Here is a 20,333-nt window from a genome sequence, read left to right on the forward strand (position 1 = left end):
GGTAACAAAAATTAGAAGAAATAGTCAAATTTGAAAACATAAATCGAACATCATGAAAAAAATAATTGCTTTTATCTGGCTTATGGGGAGTGCCGTTATGTCAGCTCAAGAGTTTCAAGGAATGGCTGTGTATCAGTCCAAAACACAAATGCCTAATTTATCTGCACGATTTAGTGGTAGAGATTTGACTCCAGAAATGAAGGCGCAAATGGAAGAGCGCATCAAGAAAAATTTAGAAAAAACGTTTATACTAAATTTTGATAAAACAAGTTCTTTGTATAAAGAAGAAGAAAAATTAGAGGCTCCTACAGGAGGCGGTATGCGAATGAATATGCGTTTTGGTATGGGAGGTGGAACACTTTTTAAAAATGTTAAAGAAAATCGTTTTGTTAATGACCGCGATTTGATGGGTAAAGAATTTTTAATTAAAGATACACTAACAACTATCAAGTGGCAATTAACGCAAGAGACAAAGCAAATAGGTGATTATTTGTGTTTCAAGGCAACTGCCGTAATTCCTAATGCAAGTTATAAGTTTCGTGATATGCGCGAACGTGCACAAAAGGAAATGGAGAAAAATCAAACGGCAGAAGAAACAAAAAAAGGAACTAATTTATTGCCTGAAATTAAAAAGGAAATTGAAATTACAGCTTGGTACACCCCAGATATTCCAGTGAGTAATGGTCCTGGGTATTATCAAGGGTTGCCTGGATTAATTTTAGAAATAAATGAAGATAAAACCGTAATTCTTTGTACAACGGTAGCTTTGAATATAAAGGATAAGAAAGAAATTAAAGCTCCAACTAACGGTAAAGTTGTAACACAAAAGGAATATGACGAAATTTCGAAAGCTAAAATGCAAGAAATGATGGATTCTTTCCAAAGTCGTGGAGGTAGAGACGGTATGCATATTAGAATGGGGAATTAATATGAGAAAAATAGTATTTCTAATTGCCTTATTTTTTATTCAAATAAATTTTGCTCAAAACATTAAATTCGAAGGAATTGTAAAAGACACGACAGGGCTACCTCTTGAAATGGCAAATGTAATGGCTGTAAATCAAGTTACAAAAGCCGTCGATGCCTATTCTATAACCAGTGATAAAGGGAGGTTTCAGCTGAATTTAAAAGCAAATTCAAGCTACAACGTACGTTTTTCCTTTTTAGGATTGAAAACAAAAAATATAGCTTTAACCACTCAAGATAAAGATGTTAGTAAGAGCATTACCTTATTAGCAGACGCAAATCAATTATCTGAAGTGGAAGTGGTCAAACAAATGCCTGTTTCTGTCAAAGGGGATACCCTCATTTATAATGCGGATTCGTTTAAAACTGGAACCGAACGCAAACTCGAAGATGTGCTTAAAAAATTACCTGGCGTGGAAGTAAATGCCAATGGTGAAGTTGAGGTAGAAGGCAAAAAAGTGACCAAGCTGATGGTGGAAGGGAAGGACTTCTTTGATGGAGATACAAAACTTGGTACTAAAAATATTCCAGCTGATGCTATCGATAAAGTGCAAGTATTGCGTAACTTCAATGAAGTGGGAGCGTTGAAAAGCGTTGAAAACAATGAGGAAAATGTAGCCATGAACATCAAATTGAAATCAGGTAAAAAGAATTTCTGGTTTGGGGATTTGACAGCCGGAGCTGGCGTTGCTCATACCGACGAGAGGTATTTGGTAAACCCAAAATTGTTTTACTATAATCCAAAATACAGTTTGAATTTTATAGGAAACCTCAATAATATTGGAGAGTTACCGTTGACCATACAAGACTATTTTAAGTTTACGGGAGGTTTTAGAAATATGGGGCGTCGTAGCGGAACAAGTTTTAATGTAACCTCTAATGATTTAGGGATTTCTTTGCTTCGCAATAACAGAGCTAAAGAAATTGTGTCTGAGTTTGGGGCGACTAATTTTTCGTTTAATCCAAATAAAAAATTGAACTTTTCGGGTTTTGCTATCATGTCTACAACCGAAAGTGATTTGGAAACACGTAATAAAACAAGTTTCTTAGATGAGGATGGAGTTGTTACTTCTGTTGAAAATAAAAAAGAGTCTTCGAAACAGAAAAGTAATTTGGGATTGTTTAAATTTTCTACTTCTTATAAGCCAACAGATAAACTCCAAATTGAATATGATGTGTTAGCCAAAACGTCAAAGCAGGATGAGAATAATAAAGCTTTTCAGGAAACGTTTGGAATAATTAATAGGTCTCAGTCCATTGTAACAAATAAGCAGCAAGACCCATTGAATATTAATCAAAGTTTAAATGCCTATTTCACTAAAAATGATAAGAATATTTTTGCTTTGGAATTGCAACATTTGTATCAATATGAAGACCCATTTTATAATGCCAATTTAGGTTTTACACCTTTTAATTTTCCAGGTTTTGATAATTCAACGACTAGAAAAGACATCAATCAGGAACGTTTTGTAAAAACCAATAAGCTAGATGGTAAATTAGATTATTACTATGTTCTGACCAATAAGAGTCATTTGAATTTGACTTTTGGAGGTTCACATTCGTTTCAAAATTTTAAGTCGTCTATTTTTCAATTGTTAGACGATGGAACACAGAATGAAATTTCAGATGTAGCTTTTGGAAATGATGTAAATTATAGTTTTTCCGATTTGTATGTAGGGGTTCATTATAAAGTTTTGTGGGGTAAATTTATGTTGACCCCTGGTTTTACCGTACATAAGTACACTACATACAATGAGCAATTGGGCACTAAAGTAACTGATAATTTCTACCGTCTATTGCCTGACTTTTTTGCTATTTGGAATATTAAAAAATCACAAACCTTATCGTATAATTTTGGGTTGACTAACGAGTTTACCGATGTTAATAAATTTGCTCAAGGCGCAGTGTTTACGAATTATAATTCTTTGTTTAGAGGAAACAGAAATTTAGAAAATGCACTGAGTCAGAACCATAGTTTGCGATACTTTAAATTTAGCATGTTTAATCAGGAAAATATTTTTGGAAATATTAGTTATGCAAGAAAGTTGCAAGCGGTTAAAAATGCTGTTTTATTCAATCAAGCAAGTGGCGTAAGTCAAACGGCTATCAATTCAAATTTTGCAGATGAATCTATCAATGCGATGGGAGGTTACGGACGTGGTTTTGAGCGTTTTTATAAAGCTAATTTGAATGTTGGTGTAAATTGGTCGAAATTTAATAACCTAAGAGGTGCAGAAAATCAAGCTACAGAAAGTTTTGGTCAGAATTATACGTTAAAAGTGTCTACGAATTATAGAAAATTGCCCAATGTAGAAGTTGGTTTTTCTAAATCTATAAACAAATATAATGGGGATACTTTTGTGAATGATAAACCTTCTGTAAAATTAGATTATTTCTTCCTCGATGCTTTCTCTTTTGTGTCAGAATATGAATACAATAATTATTATAACTCGGACAAGACAGTTAAAAATGTATATGATTTCTTATCCGCTAGTATAAGTTACCAAAAGAAAAATGGCAAGATGGAATACAAGCTCTCTGGAACGAATTTATTAAATACGACTTCCTTGAATGATGATAATTTTAGTCAAACTTCCTTGCGAACGTCACAATATACCGTGCAACCACGCTATGTGATTTTTTCGATGAAATATAATTTGTAATTAATAAAACAAGCCCCGCAATTGCGGGGCTTGTTTATATATATAATCAAATAGGATTAAATCCCAAAAGCTTCTTTAATTTTAGCTACGAAGTCTAATTTTTCCCATGTAAATAATTCAACTTCTACCTCTTTTACTTCACCTGTTGGTGATACGAAACGTTTTGTTACTACTTCGTTTTTACGTCCCATGTGACCGTAAGCAGCTGTTTCAGAGTAAATAGGTGTTCTTAATTTTAAACGTTGTTCGATAGCGTATGGACGTAAATCGAATAATTCGTTTACTTTTTCAGAAATCTGTACATCAGTTAAACCATTTTTAGCAGTGCCATAGGTGTTTACATATACGTTACAAGGTTTTGCAACCCCAATAGCGTAAGAAACTTGTACTAAAACCTCATCTGCAACTCCTGCAGCAACTAAGTTTTTAGCAATATGACGTGTAGCATACGCCGCAGAACGGTCTACTTTAGAAGGGTCTTTCCCAGAGAAAGCACCACCACCGTGAGCTCCTTTTCCACCGTAAGTATCTACGATAATTTTTCTACCTGTTAAACCTGTATCTCCGTGTGGTCCTCCAATTACGAATTTACCTGTAGGGTTTATGTGGTATTCAATTTTGTCATTGAATAAATGTGCGTATTGAGGATATTTAGCAATAATTCTTGGAATCAAAATCTCGATAATATCTTTCTTGATTTTTGCTAACATTTCCGCTTCTTCAGCAAAATCATCGTGCTGTGTAGAGATTACAATAGCGTCTATACGAACAGGTTTGTTATTGTCGTTGTATTCTAACGTTACTTGCGACTTAGCATCTGGACGTAAATAGGTAATTTCGTTGTTTTCTCTACGTAAATTAGCTAATTCTTGTAATAATTTGTGCGATAAGTCTAAAGCTAAAGGCATGAAATCTTCTGTTTCATTCGTTGCATAACCAAACATGATACCTTGGTCACCAGCCCCTTGCGCGTTTGCTTTAGTTTCAAAATCAGCCTCCGCAGTAATTCTATCTACCCCACGGTTGATGTCGTCTGATTGTTCGTGAATAGCTGATAAAACGCCACAAGAGTTAGCCTCAAACATGTACTCGCTTTTTGTATAGCCAATTTTTTTGATTACTTCACGAGCAATATTTTGAACGTCTAAATATGTTTTTGATTTTACCTCACCGGCTAAAACCACTTGTCCTGTTGTAACTAATGTTTCGCAAGCTACTTTCGAAGAAGGGTCAAATGCTAAAAAGTTATCAATTAATGCGTCGCTGATTTGGTCAGCTACCTTGTCAGGGTGTCCTTCACTCACTGATTCTGACGTAAATAAATAAGCCATATACTAGTTTTTGTTTTGTAAAAATTTGTGAGGAAACAATTTGTAGCGATTGCCTAAAGCGTAGTTGTTACTGCTTTAGCATTTTTTTATGAGGTTGCAATCAGTTCAAATTTTTCCTCTTGTAAACGTGGTGCAAATGTATGAAAGGAAATTGAAATCTGATGTTAATTTTAGTTTTTTTTATGAATTAGCAAGAATGTCTTTTTGCACATCCTCGATTTGGTTCTGAATTTCTCCATTTCCACGGTGCGATGTTTATATTTGTAGTAGTAGAAAATTATAAATAGCAGATTTTGAAAATTGTAACTTGGAATTGTAATGGCGCTTTTAGGAAAAAGTTTGAGATGTTGTCAGCGTTTGATGCAGATGTTTATGTGATTCAAGAATGTGAAAATCCAGCGGAATCAAAAGATGTTAAATATATAGCTTGGGCTTCAAATTATTTGTGGCTTGGAACTACTAAGAATAAAGGACTAGGGGTGTTTGCTAAACACGATATTTCTTTGAGAGACTTGCAATGGTCTGATGAATTTCGTGGGAGTAAAGTGAAGTATTTTTTACCATGTAAAATTAATGATGATTTTACTTTGCTTGCTGTTTGGACGCATAGAAATAATTCTCCTAATTTTGGGTATATAGGTCAACTTTGGAAATATTTGCAAGTTAATAAAAGTAAATTGCAAAAATCATTTGTTGTTGGTGATTTTAATAGTAATGTTATTTGGGATGAGTGGGATAGATGGTGGAATCATTCTGATGTGGTTAAGGAATTGCAAGAGATTAATATTCATAGTGTTTATCATCATGTTTTTAAGGAAGAGCATGGAAAAGAATCGGTCTCAACGTTATTTTTTCAAAAGAATTTAGAAAAACCATACCATATAGATTATGTTTTTAGTTCTGTGGATTTTTTAGAGAAAACTAGAAAAATAGAAATTGGTCAACCTAATAAATGGTTGACTCTGAGTGACCACATGCCTATTTTTTATGAGTTTGATTAATTAAGTAGCTGTTTGTTCCAAATTCAAAATCTACTCAAAATCTATTTCTTAGTTTTTATAATTTTTAAAGTCTTTGTTTTTAAAATAAATTTCTATTTAATTATTTGTAGGTAGTAAAATTTAGAAAAATAATCTAAAAATTTTATTTTGACAATAAATAAATCTAGTTTTGCTGTGTAAAAATTTTATGTAAGATGACTTTCAATGGTTTATATATGATGCACGCTATGATGGACTTAGTTCCAGCGAGGCGTTAGTATAGTTAATCAACATAAAAACTAATAAGTAATGAGCCTCAGTAATGAGGCTTTTTTTGTAAAACAAAACACGCAACAATGAAAATAGAAACTCTTTTAGCTAATTTAACCCAGCACAGTGGTATCAAAGATGCTTATGGTGCTACCCATTTGCCTATATACAACACGGCTACTTTTGATTATAAGCGTCAGCAAGATTCCGATTTTTTATACGATTATTCTCGTACAGATAATCCTACGCGCAATGCCTTGGAAACTATTTTTGCTAAAGCGGAAAATGGTTTTGGATGTATTTGTACCAATACAGGGATTCGTGCCATCGCACTATTGTTTGAAACCGTGCTTCAGTCGGGGGATACTGTTTTAGTGGAAAAAGATTGTTATGGAGGGACTTATAGGTTGTTGCATATTCTTTTTGAGAAAAATAATATTAAAGCTTTTTATGCCGATTTTACCCGTGAAGATGAGGTAGAACAGTTGTTGAAAGAGCACGCTATAAAATTGGTATTATGTGAGTCACCAACAAATCCAGGACTTAAAATTGTGGATATTGCTAAGATAGCATCTTTGTCTAAAAAATATGGGAGTGTTTTTGCTGTAGATAACAGCATGGCTACTTTTGCTTCTCAAAAACCTCTGGATTTAGGGGCTGATTTTTCGGTTTTTTCAGCTACAAAATATGTCTCAGGTCATGGTAGTGTGGTGGCTGGAGCGCTGGTGGCTAAGGAAGCACATTGGTATGAGAAATTGCATTATTATGCTAATGCGTATGGAAGTGCTCAAGCTCCTTTTGATGTTTTTTTGGTCTCTCTAGGATTACCTTCACTGGTGTATAGAATGCAAGCGCAAGAACAGAGTGCAAGGGTATTAGCGGAGCAATTGTTGACGTTTGCAGAAGTAAAATCAGTTAAGTTTCCAGGACTAGTTACGCATCCGCAATATGAGTTGGCCAAGCGCCAGATGAAAATTATTCCAGCAGTTTTAACGGTCGATTTTGAGGATGCTTACATTGCGGAAGCAGTAGTTAAGAATACGAAGTTATTTGGTGAAAAAGTATCGTTCGGAACAGCTGATTCGCGTGTGGAACTACCAGCTAAAATGAGCCACGCTACGTATTCAGAGGAAGATTTAGAGAAAATTGGGCTAACCAAAGCGACGGTGCGTTTTTCAGTTGGTTTGGAAAATGTAAATGATTTGGTAGAAGATGTGCAACAAGCTGTAACGACCCTTGTGGGCAAAGTGTATTAATGATGTATAGTTCCTGTCAATCGATTCCTTGTGGGGAATCAATACCAGTAAAAAATCCACACGCAGTATCAGTTAGCTTGCCTACCATTCAAGATGTCGTGAGGTATGAAGAGGGGGCTTGGGAAGTTGTAGAAAAAATGAAATCGGGCTACCCTCGTTTTTTTAGAAATCATTGGGTACAGCAATTGGTGGCTGTGGTTTGTGAAAAATTTTCGGTTTCAAAAGAGTATCTTGTGTTTCCGCTCCCTTCAAAAAAAGCCTATGAAGTGCTTTGTTCGTTGGTTTCTTGTGAGTTGAAACAGGTAACTTTTGAAGGTTTACCCTTTGTGTTAGTGCGTCAAAATGACCCTGTTATTCCTCAAATCAAGGGGTATATTCAAAATGCTGGATTGATTGTAAGTTCGCGTCAAGCCGAATACTGTTTGTACAAATTAGGATTGTTACCTGTTCTTTTTGAAGAAAAACGTTTTGAGTTTTCCAAGGCGTTGTATACCATTGACGATGTATTGACCAAAGCTTATGCGGTGCGAGAAGAAGAGGTTGTTTTGACTTGTAATGGAGCTAATGCGATTTTTGCGGTTTGCGAAGGTATTTTGTCAAAGACGTATAAAGGGAAAAAGAAAAAGCAATTAGTACAGCTTGGTTGGTTGTATTTAGATACCATGGAAGTTATTCGCAAGCGTGCCACAAATGCTCATGTGTTTTTGGATGTGTTTGATTTAGATGCTTTTGAAGTTTATATCAAAGAAAATCACGAACAGATTGCAGCTGTGGTGTCAGAATTTGTGAGTAACCCCAAAATAGAATGTCTGGATGTTGAGCGGGTTTATAAAATCTGTAAAGAACATGAGGTGTTGTTGGTTTTAGATGTAACCTTAATTACGCCTTTTAATAGTCCTGTGATGGATTTTTGTGATGTGGCCGTGGAGAGTCTTTCTAAATTTGCCTGTGGACATGCAGATGTGTTGATGGGAGTGATAGTGTGTAAAGATGCTCAGTTGTTGTCGCAAATTACTGCCTTTGTAATTCCGCCCTTTAGTGGAGAAATTGAGCGATTAGGGTATGAAATTGTTGGGTATAAAGAACGTGTTCAAAAAATTTCAAAGCAAACGAAGCAATTAATAGCATTTTTATCTAAAAGTCCAAGGGTTAGCAAAGTAATGAGTGTAACAGTGGGGAAATCTAAAGAGGTTTATCAGCGTCATGCTAAGTCATTTGATATTCCAGGGTTGGTGTCGGTGGTTTTTGATTCAAAATTGTCTACTTATTACGATGGGTTACCTTTGTTTAAAGGACCTAGTTTAGGGGCTGAATTTACCTTGACGATGCCTTATGTGTACCTGGCGCATTACGATTTGATGCAAACAACTGAAGGGAGAGCGTATTTAGAGGTAAATAATATAGATACAGAATTGTTGCGTATTTCTGTGGGATTGGAGCCTATTGAAGAGATTATCGAAGCCTTTGAAAAAGTCTTTGAAAATGAAATTCTTGAAATATAATGTTTTGTAGTTTTTTTGAAAGTGAAGATGTTTTGCTTCTGAAAAATATTCTATAAAAAATAATTTTGTTAATAAAAATAAGAAAAATATACTTTTTGTTTTTTGTTTTAAAGAAAAAGTTATAAGTTTGCAGTGTAGTTATGAAAACAAATAGAAAAAATATCAACTGTTGTATGAGCTGTTCAAATTCTTGAGGAGCAAGATGGTTGTGTATATAGTATAGTATCAAAAATCAGAAAAACTCCTCGCATTGTGAGGAGTTTTTTTTATACCCAAAAATTAGTAAAAGTAAAATGAAACAAACAAGTAACATATTCGATAAACAAATGCTAAACATGGCTGTAAACTGTTGTTGTTGTCAACTTCGGAGGGAGGTCGTGTATTGTATGCAGTAATCTTTGGTTATATATATAATGGTACGGGCCTCTTGAATTTCAAGGGGCCTTTTTTTATTCTAAAACACTATGACAGAGCAAATAAAAAACTTTTTGAACTACTCAAACGATTTAGGTGAAAGCCTGAAGTTTTTGAGCGAAAATTTTACAGGGAAAATAGTATTCTCAACGAGTTTTGGTATTGAAGACCAAGTAATAACTCATGAAATTTTTACTAACCAATTAAAAAATATAAGTGTTTTCACGCTCGATACAGGAAGGTTATTTGCAGAAACCTACGCCCTGTGGGATAAAACACTTTTGCAATACAGTAATACTATACAAACATATTATCCAGAGGCACCTACGCTAGAGTTGTATGTAAATCAAAATGGGATTAATGGGTTTTATGCCAGTGTTGAAAATAGAAAAGCGTGTTGCCATATCCGAAAAGTTGTACCGTTACAGAGAGCCTTGGAAGGAGCTAACCTTTGGATAACAGGATTACGAGCAGAACAATCGCAAAACCGTCAACATGTACCGCTGTTAGAATGGGACCAGAATTTTAAATTATTTAAATATAATCCATTGGTAAACTGGTCGTTGGAAGAAGTGATGAGTTATCTCAAACAGCATACAGTCCCTTATAATGTTTTGCACGACAAAGGCTATGTGAGTATTGGTTGTGCTCCTTGTACCCGAGCCATCAAAGAGGGGGAAGATTTTAGAGCAGGACGCTGGTGGTGGGAAGACCAATCGAAAAAAGAATGTGGGTTACATAGATAAAATTAGAAGTTAGAAATCAGAAATTAGAAAATAAGGAACTTGAAACCTCAAACAAAAAAATAAATGAAAAAAGATATAGATTATTTAGAACAATTAGAAAACGAAGCTATTTACATTCTTCGTGAAACAGCCGCGCAGTTTGAAAAACCAGCCTTGTTATTTTCAGGAGGAAAGGATTCAATCGTATTAATTCATCTAGCATTAAAAGCATTTAGACCAGGAAAATTTCCTTTTCCGTTAGTGCATATTGATACAGGGCATAATTTTCCCGAAGCGATTGAATTCCGAGATATGTTGGTCGCTCAAATTGGAGAAAAACTAATTGTAGGCAGTGTTGAAGACAGCATTAAAAAGTACAATTTAAAAGAAACTGCTGGTCGTTTCCCGTCACGAAATGCTTTACAAACCTACACTTTGTTAGATACTATTCAAGAAAATGAATTTGATGCGTGTATAGGTGGTGCGCGTCGTGATGAAGAAAAAGCCAGAGCTAAAGAACGAATCTTCTCAGTTCGTGACGATTTCGGGGCTTGGGACCCCAAATTACAAAGACCTGAATTGTGGAATATTTTGAATGGAAAAATTGAAAAAGGTCATAATGTGCGTGTTTTCCCAATCAGTAATTGGACCGAATTAGATGTGTGGAACTACATTAAAAAATATAATATCGAGTTACCCAATTTATATTTTGCACACGATAGAGAATGTATTGTCCACCAGGACAAATTGGTGGCAACTTCAGCATTCATCCAACCACAAGAAGGAGACGAGGTCGTGGTAGAGCGAGTAAGATACAGAACCGTAGGCGATATGACGTGTACCGCCGCTGTTCCTTCACAAGCGTCCACCATTGATGATATTATTGAAGACGTTATTCAAACAAGAATCAGCGAAAGAGGACAAACACGTTTAGATGACCAACTCTCAGAAGCCGCAATGGAAGACAGAAAAAAACAAGGATATTTTTAGTAGAGAAGTTGGATGACAGAATATGGATAAGGAAGATGGAAGTTAGAAGATTTTTACGTGTAGAACTTGAAACAGACCAAAAACTTTAAACTTTAAACTTTGAACTTGTAACGAAAACAAAATGAATACATTACGATTTATAACAGCAGGAAATGTAGATGACGGTAAAAGTACTTTAATAGGAAGGCTTTTATATGATTCTGATAGCATACATACAGACCAATTAGGAGTGTTGCAAAAACAAACCAAACAAGAAGGTGTTGACATCGATTTATCATTAATCACTGACGGACTTCGTGCCGAAAGAGAGCAAGGAATTACTATTGATGTAGCATATAAATACTTCTCGACATCAAAAAGAAAATTCATTATTGCGGACGCACCCGGACATGAGCAATACACACGTAATATGATTACAGGAGCGTCTAACTCTGATTTAATTATCATTTTAGTAGACGCTCGCAAAGGAATTACGGAGCAAACCAGACGTCATGCCAGCATTGGTTCGCTAATGGGGATTAAAAAAGCCATTATCGCAATTAATAAAATCGATTTGGTGAATTATTCTGAAAATGTTTTCAAGCAGATTCAATCCGATTTTGAAACAATTAAGTCGGAATTGAATTTTGATGAGACTGTTTACATTCCTGTTAGTGCATTAGTGGGAGATAATGTGGTAAATACTTCTGAAAATACAACTTGGTACTCTGGAAAATCAATTTTAGAGACTTTAGAAAGTATCGAAATTGATTCGACAGATGATTTACCAGCTCGTTTTCAAGTACAATGGGTAATCCGTCCTAAGGATGAAGCAAACCATGATTATAGAGGATACGCTGGGCCAGTGTTGAGTGGCACTTACAAGATAGGTGATAAGGTAAAAGTTTTTCCTGCAAACATAGAAACAACAATTGTTAAAATAGAAAAGCATCAAGAAAAAGTTGAACAGGTTTTTGCAGGAGATAATGTGGTCTTGCATTTTGATGCTAATATTGATATCAGTCGGGGAGATACCATTGTGCTGAATAATCAATTACCGAAGGAGTCTAATCAGATAGAGAGTTGGGTATCGTGGTTGGATACTTCCGATTTACAAGTTGGGAAAACCTATTTGTTGCAACATCGTTTTAAAACAGTGCGTGTGAAGGTGCAACAAGTAAATCGGAAATGGAATGTTAACGAATGGCAATTTACGGAAGGGAATACGGTGCAATTAAACGACATTGCTCAAATCAGTTTGCGTACAAGCCAGTATTTGTTTTTAGATGCTTTTACGCAAAATCCAAATACAGGAAATGCCATTTTAATTGATGAAACAACAAATAATACTGTCGGAGCTTTAATGTTTTTATAAAATGTCTTATTCTATTTATATAAAAAATCAAGAAAGAGCGAAAAGCCCTATCAACAAAAAACAGGTGGAACAATGGGTTGACGAACTAATCAATTGGTTGTTTGATATTAATCAAGAATATAATAGTTATCGATTCTTTCAAAATAAAGAAAAATTATTGCAAATCCATTTGCAAGATATTTTGGCTAAAACGGTCGATGATACCAATCAAATGGTGGTGTATGCTAATTTTTTCTTTGACAAAATTGAAGATTTACATTATGTATTGATGAATGATTTAGAAACCCTAGTCAATTTTGACCCAGCCGCTAAATCAAAAGAAGAAGTACTAGTGGCTTATCCAGGTTTTTTTGCTATCACTGCTTATCGAATCGCTAATGTGTTATGGCAGTTGAATGTACCTGTTTTACCTAGAATCATTACAGAATATGTGCATAGTCGTACTGGGATTGATATCCATCCAGGGGCTGAGATTGGAGAAAATTTCTTCATCGACCATGGCACTGGAATAGTGATTGGCGAAACTACAAGAATAGGTAAAAATGTAAAAATTTATCAAGGAGTAACGCTAGGAGCTTTATCAGTATCTAAAGATGCCGCATCCGCTAAAAGACATCCTACGATTGAAGATTATGTGACAATTTATGCTAATGCCACAATTTTAGGAGGGAATACCGTGATAGGAACAAATTCGGTGATAGGAGGCAATGTTTGGTTAACCCATTCGGTACCAGAAAATTCTTTGGTCTATCACAAAAGCGAAATCGAAATCAAGAAAAAAAGTGAATTTCCAGAACCACTTAATTATGTGATTTGAAACTAGAAATTAGTAAAAAGTGATTAGTAAAAAGTAATTAGTGTAAAAAAATAACGGAACCTGAAACTTGAAACTTGAAACAAAAAAAACTTTAAACAAATAAAAAGAAAATGAAAACAAATAATATTTTAGAAACAATAGGAAATACCCCAGTAGTAAAAATCAATAAATTATACGGAAACAAAAACGTATATATCAAATTAGAAAGAGCAAATCCAGGGAACAGTATCAAAGATCGTATTGCTCTAGCAATGATTGAAGATGCGGAAGCAAAAGGATTATTAAAACCAGATAGCGTAATTATCGAACCTACTTCAGGAAATACTGGAATTGGTTTAGCGTTAGTGGCAGCAGTAAAAGGATACAAAGTAATTCTTGTAATGCCTGAATCAATGAGTGTAGAGCGTAGAAAATTAATGGAAATCTACGGAGCTACTTTCGATTTAACACCACGCGAAAAAGGAATGAAAGGTGCTATTGAGCGTGCTGCCGAATTAGTTGCTACTACTCCAAACGCTTGGTCGCCTTCACAATTTAATAACCAAGCGAATGTTGAGGTACACAAGCGTACAACTGCGCAAGAAATTTTAGCCGATTTCCCTGAAGGATTAGATTATATCATCACAGGGGTAGGAACAGGTGGGCATATTACAGGAGTGGCTTCTGTACTAAAAGATAAATTCCCTAACCTAAAAGTAATTGCAGTAGAACCTGAATTATCACCTGTTTTAAGTGGTGGTAGTCCTTCTCCGCACCCGCTACAAGGTATTGGAGCTGGTTTTGTTCCAGAAATTTACCAAGCAGGTTTAATTGATGAGGTAATTCAAGTGAGTAAAGACGATGCTTTTGAATATGCTAGAAACATCGCTAAAAAAGAAGGGATTTTAGTTGGGATTTCAACAGGTGCCTCTTTAGCTGCTGTGGCTAAAAAAGTAGCAACATTACCAGACGATGCAACTATATTAACTTTTAATTACGATACAGGAGAACGATACCTTTCAATAGAAGGATTGTTTTAATGGTAAACCTAACAGGTTTCAAAAACCTGTTAGGTTTGTAAGTAAATCAATCGATTAGAGTTTATTAAAAAGTACTGAGTAAACACGAAGTATTTCTTCTTCAGACCAAGTGAATTTAATAGTTCGCTTTTGGTCTAGGGTGAATACTGTCAAAATTTTGTGGGTCTCTGAGTATTCTTTGTGAACCTCTGTGTAACCAAAGACATAGTTTTAAAAATGGAAAGAAGTATAAAAAATATAGGAAAAGTAATCTTAGCGGGAGCAGGTCCTGGGGATCCAGAGCTCATTAGTTTAAAAGCTTTGAAATACTTGCAAAAGGCTGATGTAGTCTTAACTGACCGACTAGTTTCGCCTGAACTTATTGAGGAATATGCTCGTAAAGATGCAGAAATTGTCTATGTAGGTAAACAATGTTCTAAAGGCGTTTGGACACCGCAACAGGATATCAATGAATTGATTGTGCTTTTTGCCCAACAAGGAAAACTAGTACTTCGCTTAAAGGGTGGTGATTCAACCTTGTTCTCTAATATTTTAGATGAGTTGCAAGTATTGGTTGCGAATAAAATTCCGTATGAAATTATTCCAGGGGTTTCTGCCGCTTTTGGTGCTGCTGCTTATACCGGAATGCCTTTAACGGCAAGAGGATATTCCCGCGGACTTCGTTTCTTGACCTTGTATGAGTTGGAAAATGTGGAAAGTCAACAATGGATCGATTGGGCAACGACGAGTGATACGCTGGTGTTTTATATGAGTGGTCAAAAACTAGAGGTGCTTGCACAAAAATTAATTGAACAAAATATAGATCCAGAAAAAGGAGTGGCTGTCATCCAGCAAGCTACAACACCTAATCAAAAAACGAAGGTATTTAGTTTTGAAGATATTGCTACTAAACCTTTACCTGAATTTGAATATGTACCAACATTAATTGTGGTGGGAAAAGTGGTAACACTTCACCAGCAATATGCTTGGTTCGCCGAAAAAACAAACACCGAATCTTATTTCGATAATCATAAAACCATTTATCAAAATGCTATCTGAAACTAAAAACAATTTATTACAACAATTGGTTCAAAATGCCACCAATGAAGAGCTGATTTACGCTAAAGGATATTTGGCAGGATATTTAGCTAAGAATTTCGGAATTCAATCGGCAGGAGTAGTTCCTACGATTCAAAATACCGCAGTAGCTGTAAAACCATTAATTGTATATGGTACCGAAACAGGTAATTCTAAAAAAGTAGCTTCGCAAATTCAAGCCACTTTCAAAAAGAACAAAATCCAAGCTAAAAGTGTGGATGTTGCCCAATTCGATTTGGCTAAACTCCAAAAAGAAACGTTGGTGTTATTTGTGGTAAGTACGCAAGGCGAAGGCGAATTCCCGCAAAATGCCGTTGGTTTTTACGAAGCCATCAAAGCATTTAATGGTGAGCTAGATAAATTATCGTTTGCGGTTTTCGGTTTGGGTGATTCTTCGTATCCTTTATTCTGTAATGCAGGTGTTCTATTAGATGAGGTTTTAGCCGAAAAAGGAGCAACACGTTTACTGCCATTGGTGAAGGCCGATGTGGATTATGCGAGTTTAATTCCGACTTGGGAAACCGATTTACAAAATGCATTCGGAAATGCTTCAACGGCAAACCAAGCGGTAGCAAAATCGGCGGTAGCAACAACATCGCACAAACAGAATTTTACAGGACAAATTTCGCATAAAATTGTACTGAATGACAGAGGGTCTAATAAAGAAACCTATCATATCGAAATTACACCTAATGAAGAAGTGGCTTACGAACCTGGAGATGCTTTAGGATTAATTCCAAAAAATAACGAAGCTGAATTACAAAGTATTGCTGCTTATTTTAATGTAACCGATGTGGCTACACTTCAGGATAAAAATATTCGTGGTTTATCTAAAAAATCGTTAGAAAATGTTGCTAAAGTTTTGGATATCGAAATTACAGAAGAAAAAGCCGATTTAGTATATATTATCCAAAAATACCAGCCTAAAAAGGGTACTTTGGAAGAAGTGGTAGCTATATTACATCCTATTGCGCCTCGTTTGTATTCTATTTCATCTGCTGCCGAAGCACACGACGGACAAGTGCATTTAACGGTAAATTTAAATAGTTTTAAAGTGGGTGATACTATAAAAACAGGTTTGACTTCTCAGTTTTTAGCTGATTATCCTTTGGATACCGATTATGATTTCTATATCCACAAAAACAACAATTTCCGTTTGCCTGCTGAGGATGCTGATATTATTTTAATTGGTCCAGGAACTGGTATTGCACCTTTTAGAAGTTTCCTAGCACAACGTGATGCTACCGGTGCCGAAGGAAAAAACTGGTTATTCTTTGGGGAACAACATTTTGCCTTAGATTTTTATTACCAAACCGAAATTCAGGAATGGTTATCTACAGGGGTGTTAACCAAATTAAGTACGGCATTTTCCAGAGATCAAGAGCGTAAAATTTATGTGCAAGATCGAATCAAAGAAAATGCAAGCCAGTTTAACGAATGGTTAGAAAACGGTGCTTCTATCTACATCTGCGGACAAAAAGACCCTATGAGTAAAGATGTCGAAAACACGATTATCGAAGTAATCGCTTCCCAACGAACCATATCGGTTGAAAAAGCAAAAGAAGTGTTAGACCAATTAGAAGAACAAGGAAAATATCAAAAAGACGTGTATTAGAGCCTCCCCCGACCCCTCCAAAGGAGGGGAGCCTCGAAACGTAGAGTAAATTATTCATAATCCTTATTCCTCCTTTGGGGGTTAGGGGGCTAATTAAAAGAAAATGAGCGACAAATTATCACCAGTAGAATATATAAAAATCAATAGCGACGGATTAAGAGGTACGCTAAAAGAAAGTATCGATATCGATAACCACACAGGAAATGTGCGACCAGACGATGAAACACTAGTAAAGTTTCACGGAATGTATGTACAAGATGATCGTGACCGTAGAGCGGAAAGAGCAGCGAAAAAATTAGACAAATTATATTCGTTTATGATTCGTTTACGTATTCCAGGCGGAATTATCAATGCCGAAAAATGGATCGCCTTACATAACATATCAGAACAGTACGGAACAGGAACCTTAAAAATTACCACTCGCCAAACGGTACAGTTACACGGATTATTAAAACACGAATTGCGCCCAACGATTCAAGGATTCAATCTAGCACAATTAGATTCTATTGCAGCGTGTGGCGACGTAAACCGAAATGTAATTGCTAGTTCGCATCCGCAGTTGTCTCCGCTACACGCACAAATTCACGCGTATGCCGATAAAATTTCAACGCTTTTGTTACCTAAAACACAAGCGTATTACGAAGTATTTATCGGCGGAGAAAAAATTTATGAGCGTTCGGCAGAAGCTGATCCGTTGTATGAAAACAGATACCTGCCTCGTAAATTCAAAATTGCGATTGCGATTCCACCTAGTAATGATGTCGATTTGTTTACTAACGATTTAGGACTAATTGCCATTATCGAAAACAACGAATTAAAAGGATTCAATATCGTTGTTGGAGGTGGTTTAGGAACAACCCACGGAAATGCTTCGACGTATCCACGTTTAGGTGATGTGTTAGGGTTTACAGATACCGAAGAAAAAACCTTAAAAGCGGTGTATGAGGTATTAACAGTGCAACGTGATTTTGGAAACCGTGTAGAGCGTAAGTTGTCTCGTTTAAAATATACTGTCGATAAAATGACAGTAGAAGGTTTCAAAGCGGAACTAGAAAAACGCATCGGATTCCAATTAGAACCTGCACGTCCTTACACGTTTACCGAGCGTAATGATCGTTATGGTTGGGAACAAAGCGCCGACAAACAATGGTATTATACCCTTTTTGTAGAACACGGCGTAGTAAAACCTGAGCAAAAAGCCTTTTTATATGAATTGGCACAGTTGAATGTCAATAATTTCATTTTTACAGGTAACCAAAACTTGTTATTAGGCGAAATTTCAACGAAAAACAAAGCAAAAGTCGAGGCTTTATTGAGCAAATACGATATAGAGGAAAACGTAAGTAACATTCGTAAAAGTTCAATGGCGTGTGTGGCAATGCCTACTTGTCCGTTGGCTCTTGCTGAAGCACAACGTTATTTACCTGTTTTAGTGACTAAAATTGAACCGCTTTTGGCAAAACACGGCTTATCTGAAGATGCATTGACCATACGTATGACAGGCTGTCCTAATGGTTGTGGTCGTCCGTATGTAGCCGAACTAGGTTTCATAGGTACAGGTCCTGAACAATATAACTTTATGTTAGGAGGTGACCGTTATGGATTACGTTTAAATAAATTATACAAAGAAAAACAAACCGAATCCCAAATCTTAGCAGAAATAGATGTCTTGCTAGGACGCTACATCCAAGAGAAACAAGAAGGCGAAACCTTTGGGGATTACGCTAATCGAGTGATATTAAATTAAAAGTGTCAGACCTAACAGGTCTCCAAAACCTGTTAGGTCTAAATAAACGAAATTATTTATGGACAACAACACACTTTTTCCCATTTTTTTAAAAACCGAAAGTAAGCGATTTCTTATCGTAGGCGGGGGTAATGTAGCATTAGAAAAAACCGAAACATTATTAAAACAAAATCCGAATGTTTCCATCAAATTAGTGGGCAAAGAAATTTTTGATACTACGTTATTAAAACTCAAAAACGAACCTTCTATACAATTTGAAGAAAGAGCCTTTCAGGAATCTGATTTAGAAAATATCGATTTTGTCATTGCAGCCACTAATGATAAAGAAGTGAATGCGAGCATTAAAACGTTGGCCAATCAAAGGCAAATTTTAGTCAATGCTGCTGACCAACCTGATTTATGCGACTTTTATTTAGGGTCAATAGTCAATAAAGGGAATATGAAAATTGCTATTTCTACCAATGGGAAATCGCCTGTGTTAGCCCGTAGAATGCGTGAATTTTTTACCGATGTTGTTCCGGATTCTATAGAAGAAAATTTAGACAGTTTAAATGCTTTACGAGATTCTTTAAAAGGCGATTTTCAAGAAAAATTAGAGGTGCTAAACCAAGCTACTCAAGCATTAAATCCTAAAAAAGAGAAAAAAGCCAATAAAAAATACCAACGATTAGCGTTCCAACTATCCATTGTGTTTTTTGCCGTTTTTGTAGGCTACGGATTTTCGGGGATTGTTTCTATTCACCAAATGCTTGATTTTACAAGTCAAATACCATCTGCTTTTTATATCATGTTGGCTGTAGGTTTCTTTGCACAATTGGTTGATGGAGCTGTAGGATTAGGCTATGGATTAACTTGTTCGACCAGTATGATGCTGTTTGGGGTGAACTTGACAGCTATAAGTGGAAGTATACATACCGCCGAAATGTTTTCTAGTGGCATCAGCGGATATTCGCACTATCGTTTCGGCAATGTGAATAAACGACTGTTGTTTTGGTTGGCAGTGCCAGGGGTTATAGGAGCTGTAGCTGGAGCTTTACTATTGGTATATCTAGGGAAGACTTACGAAAAAGAGACCTATATGCTTTTATCTGCCTATACAATGATAATGGGCTTAAATTTGTTACGACTAGCGTTACGCCGTAAACCGTTAGAACGTAAAAAAAGCGTTGCCACAGGAGTATTAGGGTTTTCTGGAGGATTTTTAGATGCTTTCTCAGGAGGTGGTTGGGGACCTATTGTTACTTCTACCTTGTTGTCATTAGGGAAAAAATCTAAATATGTAATTGGAACCGTAAGTTTAGCGGAGTTTTTTGTGACGCTAGCCGTTTCTGTAACATTCTTTTTAGCGATAGGAGTTAGTCACTGGTATATTATAGCAGGTTTAATTCTTGGAGGTTCTCTAGCCGCACCATTGGCGGCCAAGCTTGTAGGGAAAATTCCGCTACGAACAGCTTTGCTATTAGTGGCTTTATTGGTTATAGTTTGGAGTTTGAAAATTATGATTTCTAAAGTGCATATTTTGGAGATTTTAGGGATAATTTGTTAATTTATAGATAGTTTGCTTGTCTAGGGTGAAAACCAAATTCTATAACAATTCTATTTTCTAG

15 protein-coding genes are annotated in these 20,333 nt (G+C 35.8%); 14 read left to right on the forward strand and 1 reads right to left on the reverse strand.

The genetic code is table 11. The annotated features are described in order from the left end of the window. Window positions 1–52: 52 nt before the first annotated feature. Both ACQY29_RS06530 and ACQY29_RS06535 read left to right on the forward strand, forming a co-directional pair. Window positions 53–928: a GLPGLI family protein gene (locus tag ACQY29_RS06530; RefSeq protein ID WP_428224427.1), complete on the forward strand. Its 876-nt coding sequence runs from the start codon at window positions 53–55 to the stop codon at window positions 926–928. 1 nt (window position 929) lies between these two features. Further along, window positions 930–3,629, forward strand: a complete 2,700-nt coding sequence (locus tag ACQY29_RS06535; protein ID WP_428224428.1) for a carboxypeptidase regulatory-like domain-containing protein — start codon at window positions 930–932, stop codon at window positions 3,627–3,629. 56 nt (window positions 3,630–3,685) lie between these two features. On the opposite strand, the gene metK is transcribed toward ACQY29_RS06535, so the two are convergent. After that, entirely contained in the window at window positions 3,686–4,960 is a 1,275-nt protein-coding gene (gene metK / locus ACQY29_RS06540; RefSeq protein ID WP_428224429.1) for a methionine adenosyltransferase, read from the reverse strand. A gap of 293 nt (window positions 4,961–5,253) precedes the next feature. Between metK and ACQY29_RS06545 the strand changes: the two genes are divergently transcribed. The 12 genes from ACQY29_RS06545 (at window position 5,254) to ACQY29_RS06600 (ending at window position 20,272) form a co-directional block, all read left to right on the forward strand. Further along, a complete protein-coding gene (locus tag ACQY29_RS06545) occupies window positions 5,254–5,961 on the forward strand; it encodes an endonuclease/exonuclease/phosphatase family protein (protein WP_428224430.1) in 708 nt (235 codons plus the stop codon). 335 nt (window positions 5,962–6,296) lie between these two features. Beyond that, complete coding sequence (locus ACQY29_RS06550) at window positions 6,297–7,466, forward strand: trans-sulfuration enzyme family protein (RefSeq protein WP_428224431.1); 1,170 nt, start codon at window positions 6,297–6,299, stop codon at window positions 7,464–7,466. Continuing rightward, on the forward strand, window positions 7,466–8,968 hold the full coding sequence (locus ACQY29_RS06555) for a PLP-dependent transferase (protein WP_428224432.1): 1,503 nt from the start codon (window positions 7,466–7,468) through the stop codon (window positions 8,966–8,968). Before ACQY29_RS06550 ends, ACQY29_RS06555 begins: the two co-directional genes overlap by 1 nt. Window positions 8,969–9,432: 464 nt before the next feature. Beyond that, complete coding sequence (locus ACQY29_RS06560; RefSeq protein ID WP_428224433.1) at window positions 9,433–10,128, forward strand: phosphoadenylyl-sulfate reductase; 696 nt, start codon at window positions 9,433–9,435, stop codon at window positions 10,126–10,128. 63 nt (window positions 10,129–10,191) lie between these two features. Then, the gene (cysD, locus tag ACQY29_RS06565; RefSeq protein ID WP_428224434.1) at window positions 10,192–11,097 is read left to right on the forward strand and encodes a sulfate adenylyltransferase subunit CysD; all 906 of its coding nucleotides are present in this window, start codon (window positions 10,192–10,194) and stop codon (window positions 11,095–11,097) included. Window positions 11,098–11,218: 121 nt separating this feature from the next. Further along, entirely contained in the window at window positions 11,219–12,451 is a 1,233-nt protein-coding gene (locus ACQY29_RS06570; RefSeq protein ID WP_428224435.1) for a sulfate adenylyltransferase subunit 1, read from the forward strand. A gap of 1 nt (window position 12,452) precedes the next feature. After that, entirely contained in the window at window positions 12,453–13,268 is an 816-nt protein-coding gene (gene epsC, locus ACQY29_RS06575; protein ID WP_428224436.1) for a serine O-acetyltransferase EpsC, read from the forward strand. Window positions 13,269–13,378: 110 nt separating this feature from the next. Next, window positions 13,379–14,287 carry a cysteine synthase A gene (gene cysK / locus ACQY29_RS06580; RefSeq protein ID WP_428224437.1) on the forward strand — a complete coding sequence of 303 codons (909 nt, stop codon included), beginning with the start codon at window positions 13,379–13,381 and terminating at the stop codon, window positions 14,285–14,287. 216 nt (window positions 14,288–14,503) lie between these two features. Beyond that, entirely contained in the window at window positions 14,504–15,325 is an 822-nt protein-coding gene (cobA, locus tag ACQY29_RS06585) for a uroporphyrinogen-III C-methyltransferase (RefSeq protein ID WP_428224438.1), read from the forward strand. Next, window positions 15,315–16,979 (forward strand): diflavin oxidoreductase, encoded by a 1,665-nt coding sequence (locus ACQY29_RS06590; RefSeq protein ID WP_428224439.1) that lies wholly within the window; start codon window positions 15,315–15,317, stop codon window positions 16,977–16,979. Before cobA ends, ACQY29_RS06590 begins: the two co-directional genes overlap by 11 nt. Before the next feature lie 103 nt (window positions 16,980–17,082). Continuing rightward, on the forward strand, window positions 17,083–18,726 hold the full coding sequence (locus ACQY29_RS06595) for an NADPH-dependent assimilatory sulfite reductase hemoprotein subunit (protein WP_428224440.1): 1,644 nt from the start codon (window positions 17,083–17,085) through the stop codon (window positions 18,724–18,726). 58 nt (window positions 18,727–18,784) lie between these two features. Then, on the forward strand, window positions 18,785–20,272 hold the full coding sequence (locus tag ACQY29_RS06600) for a TSUP family transporter (protein WP_428224441.1): 1,488 nt from the start codon (window positions 18,785–18,787) through the stop codon (window positions 20,270–20,272). The last annotated feature ends 61 nt before the right edge of the window (window positions 20,273–20,333 follow it).

It is taken from the genome of Flavobacterium sp. (assembly GCF_965262375.1).
Lineage (GTDB): Bacteria > Bacteroidota > Bacteroidia > Flavobacteriales > Flavobacteriaceae > Flavobacterium.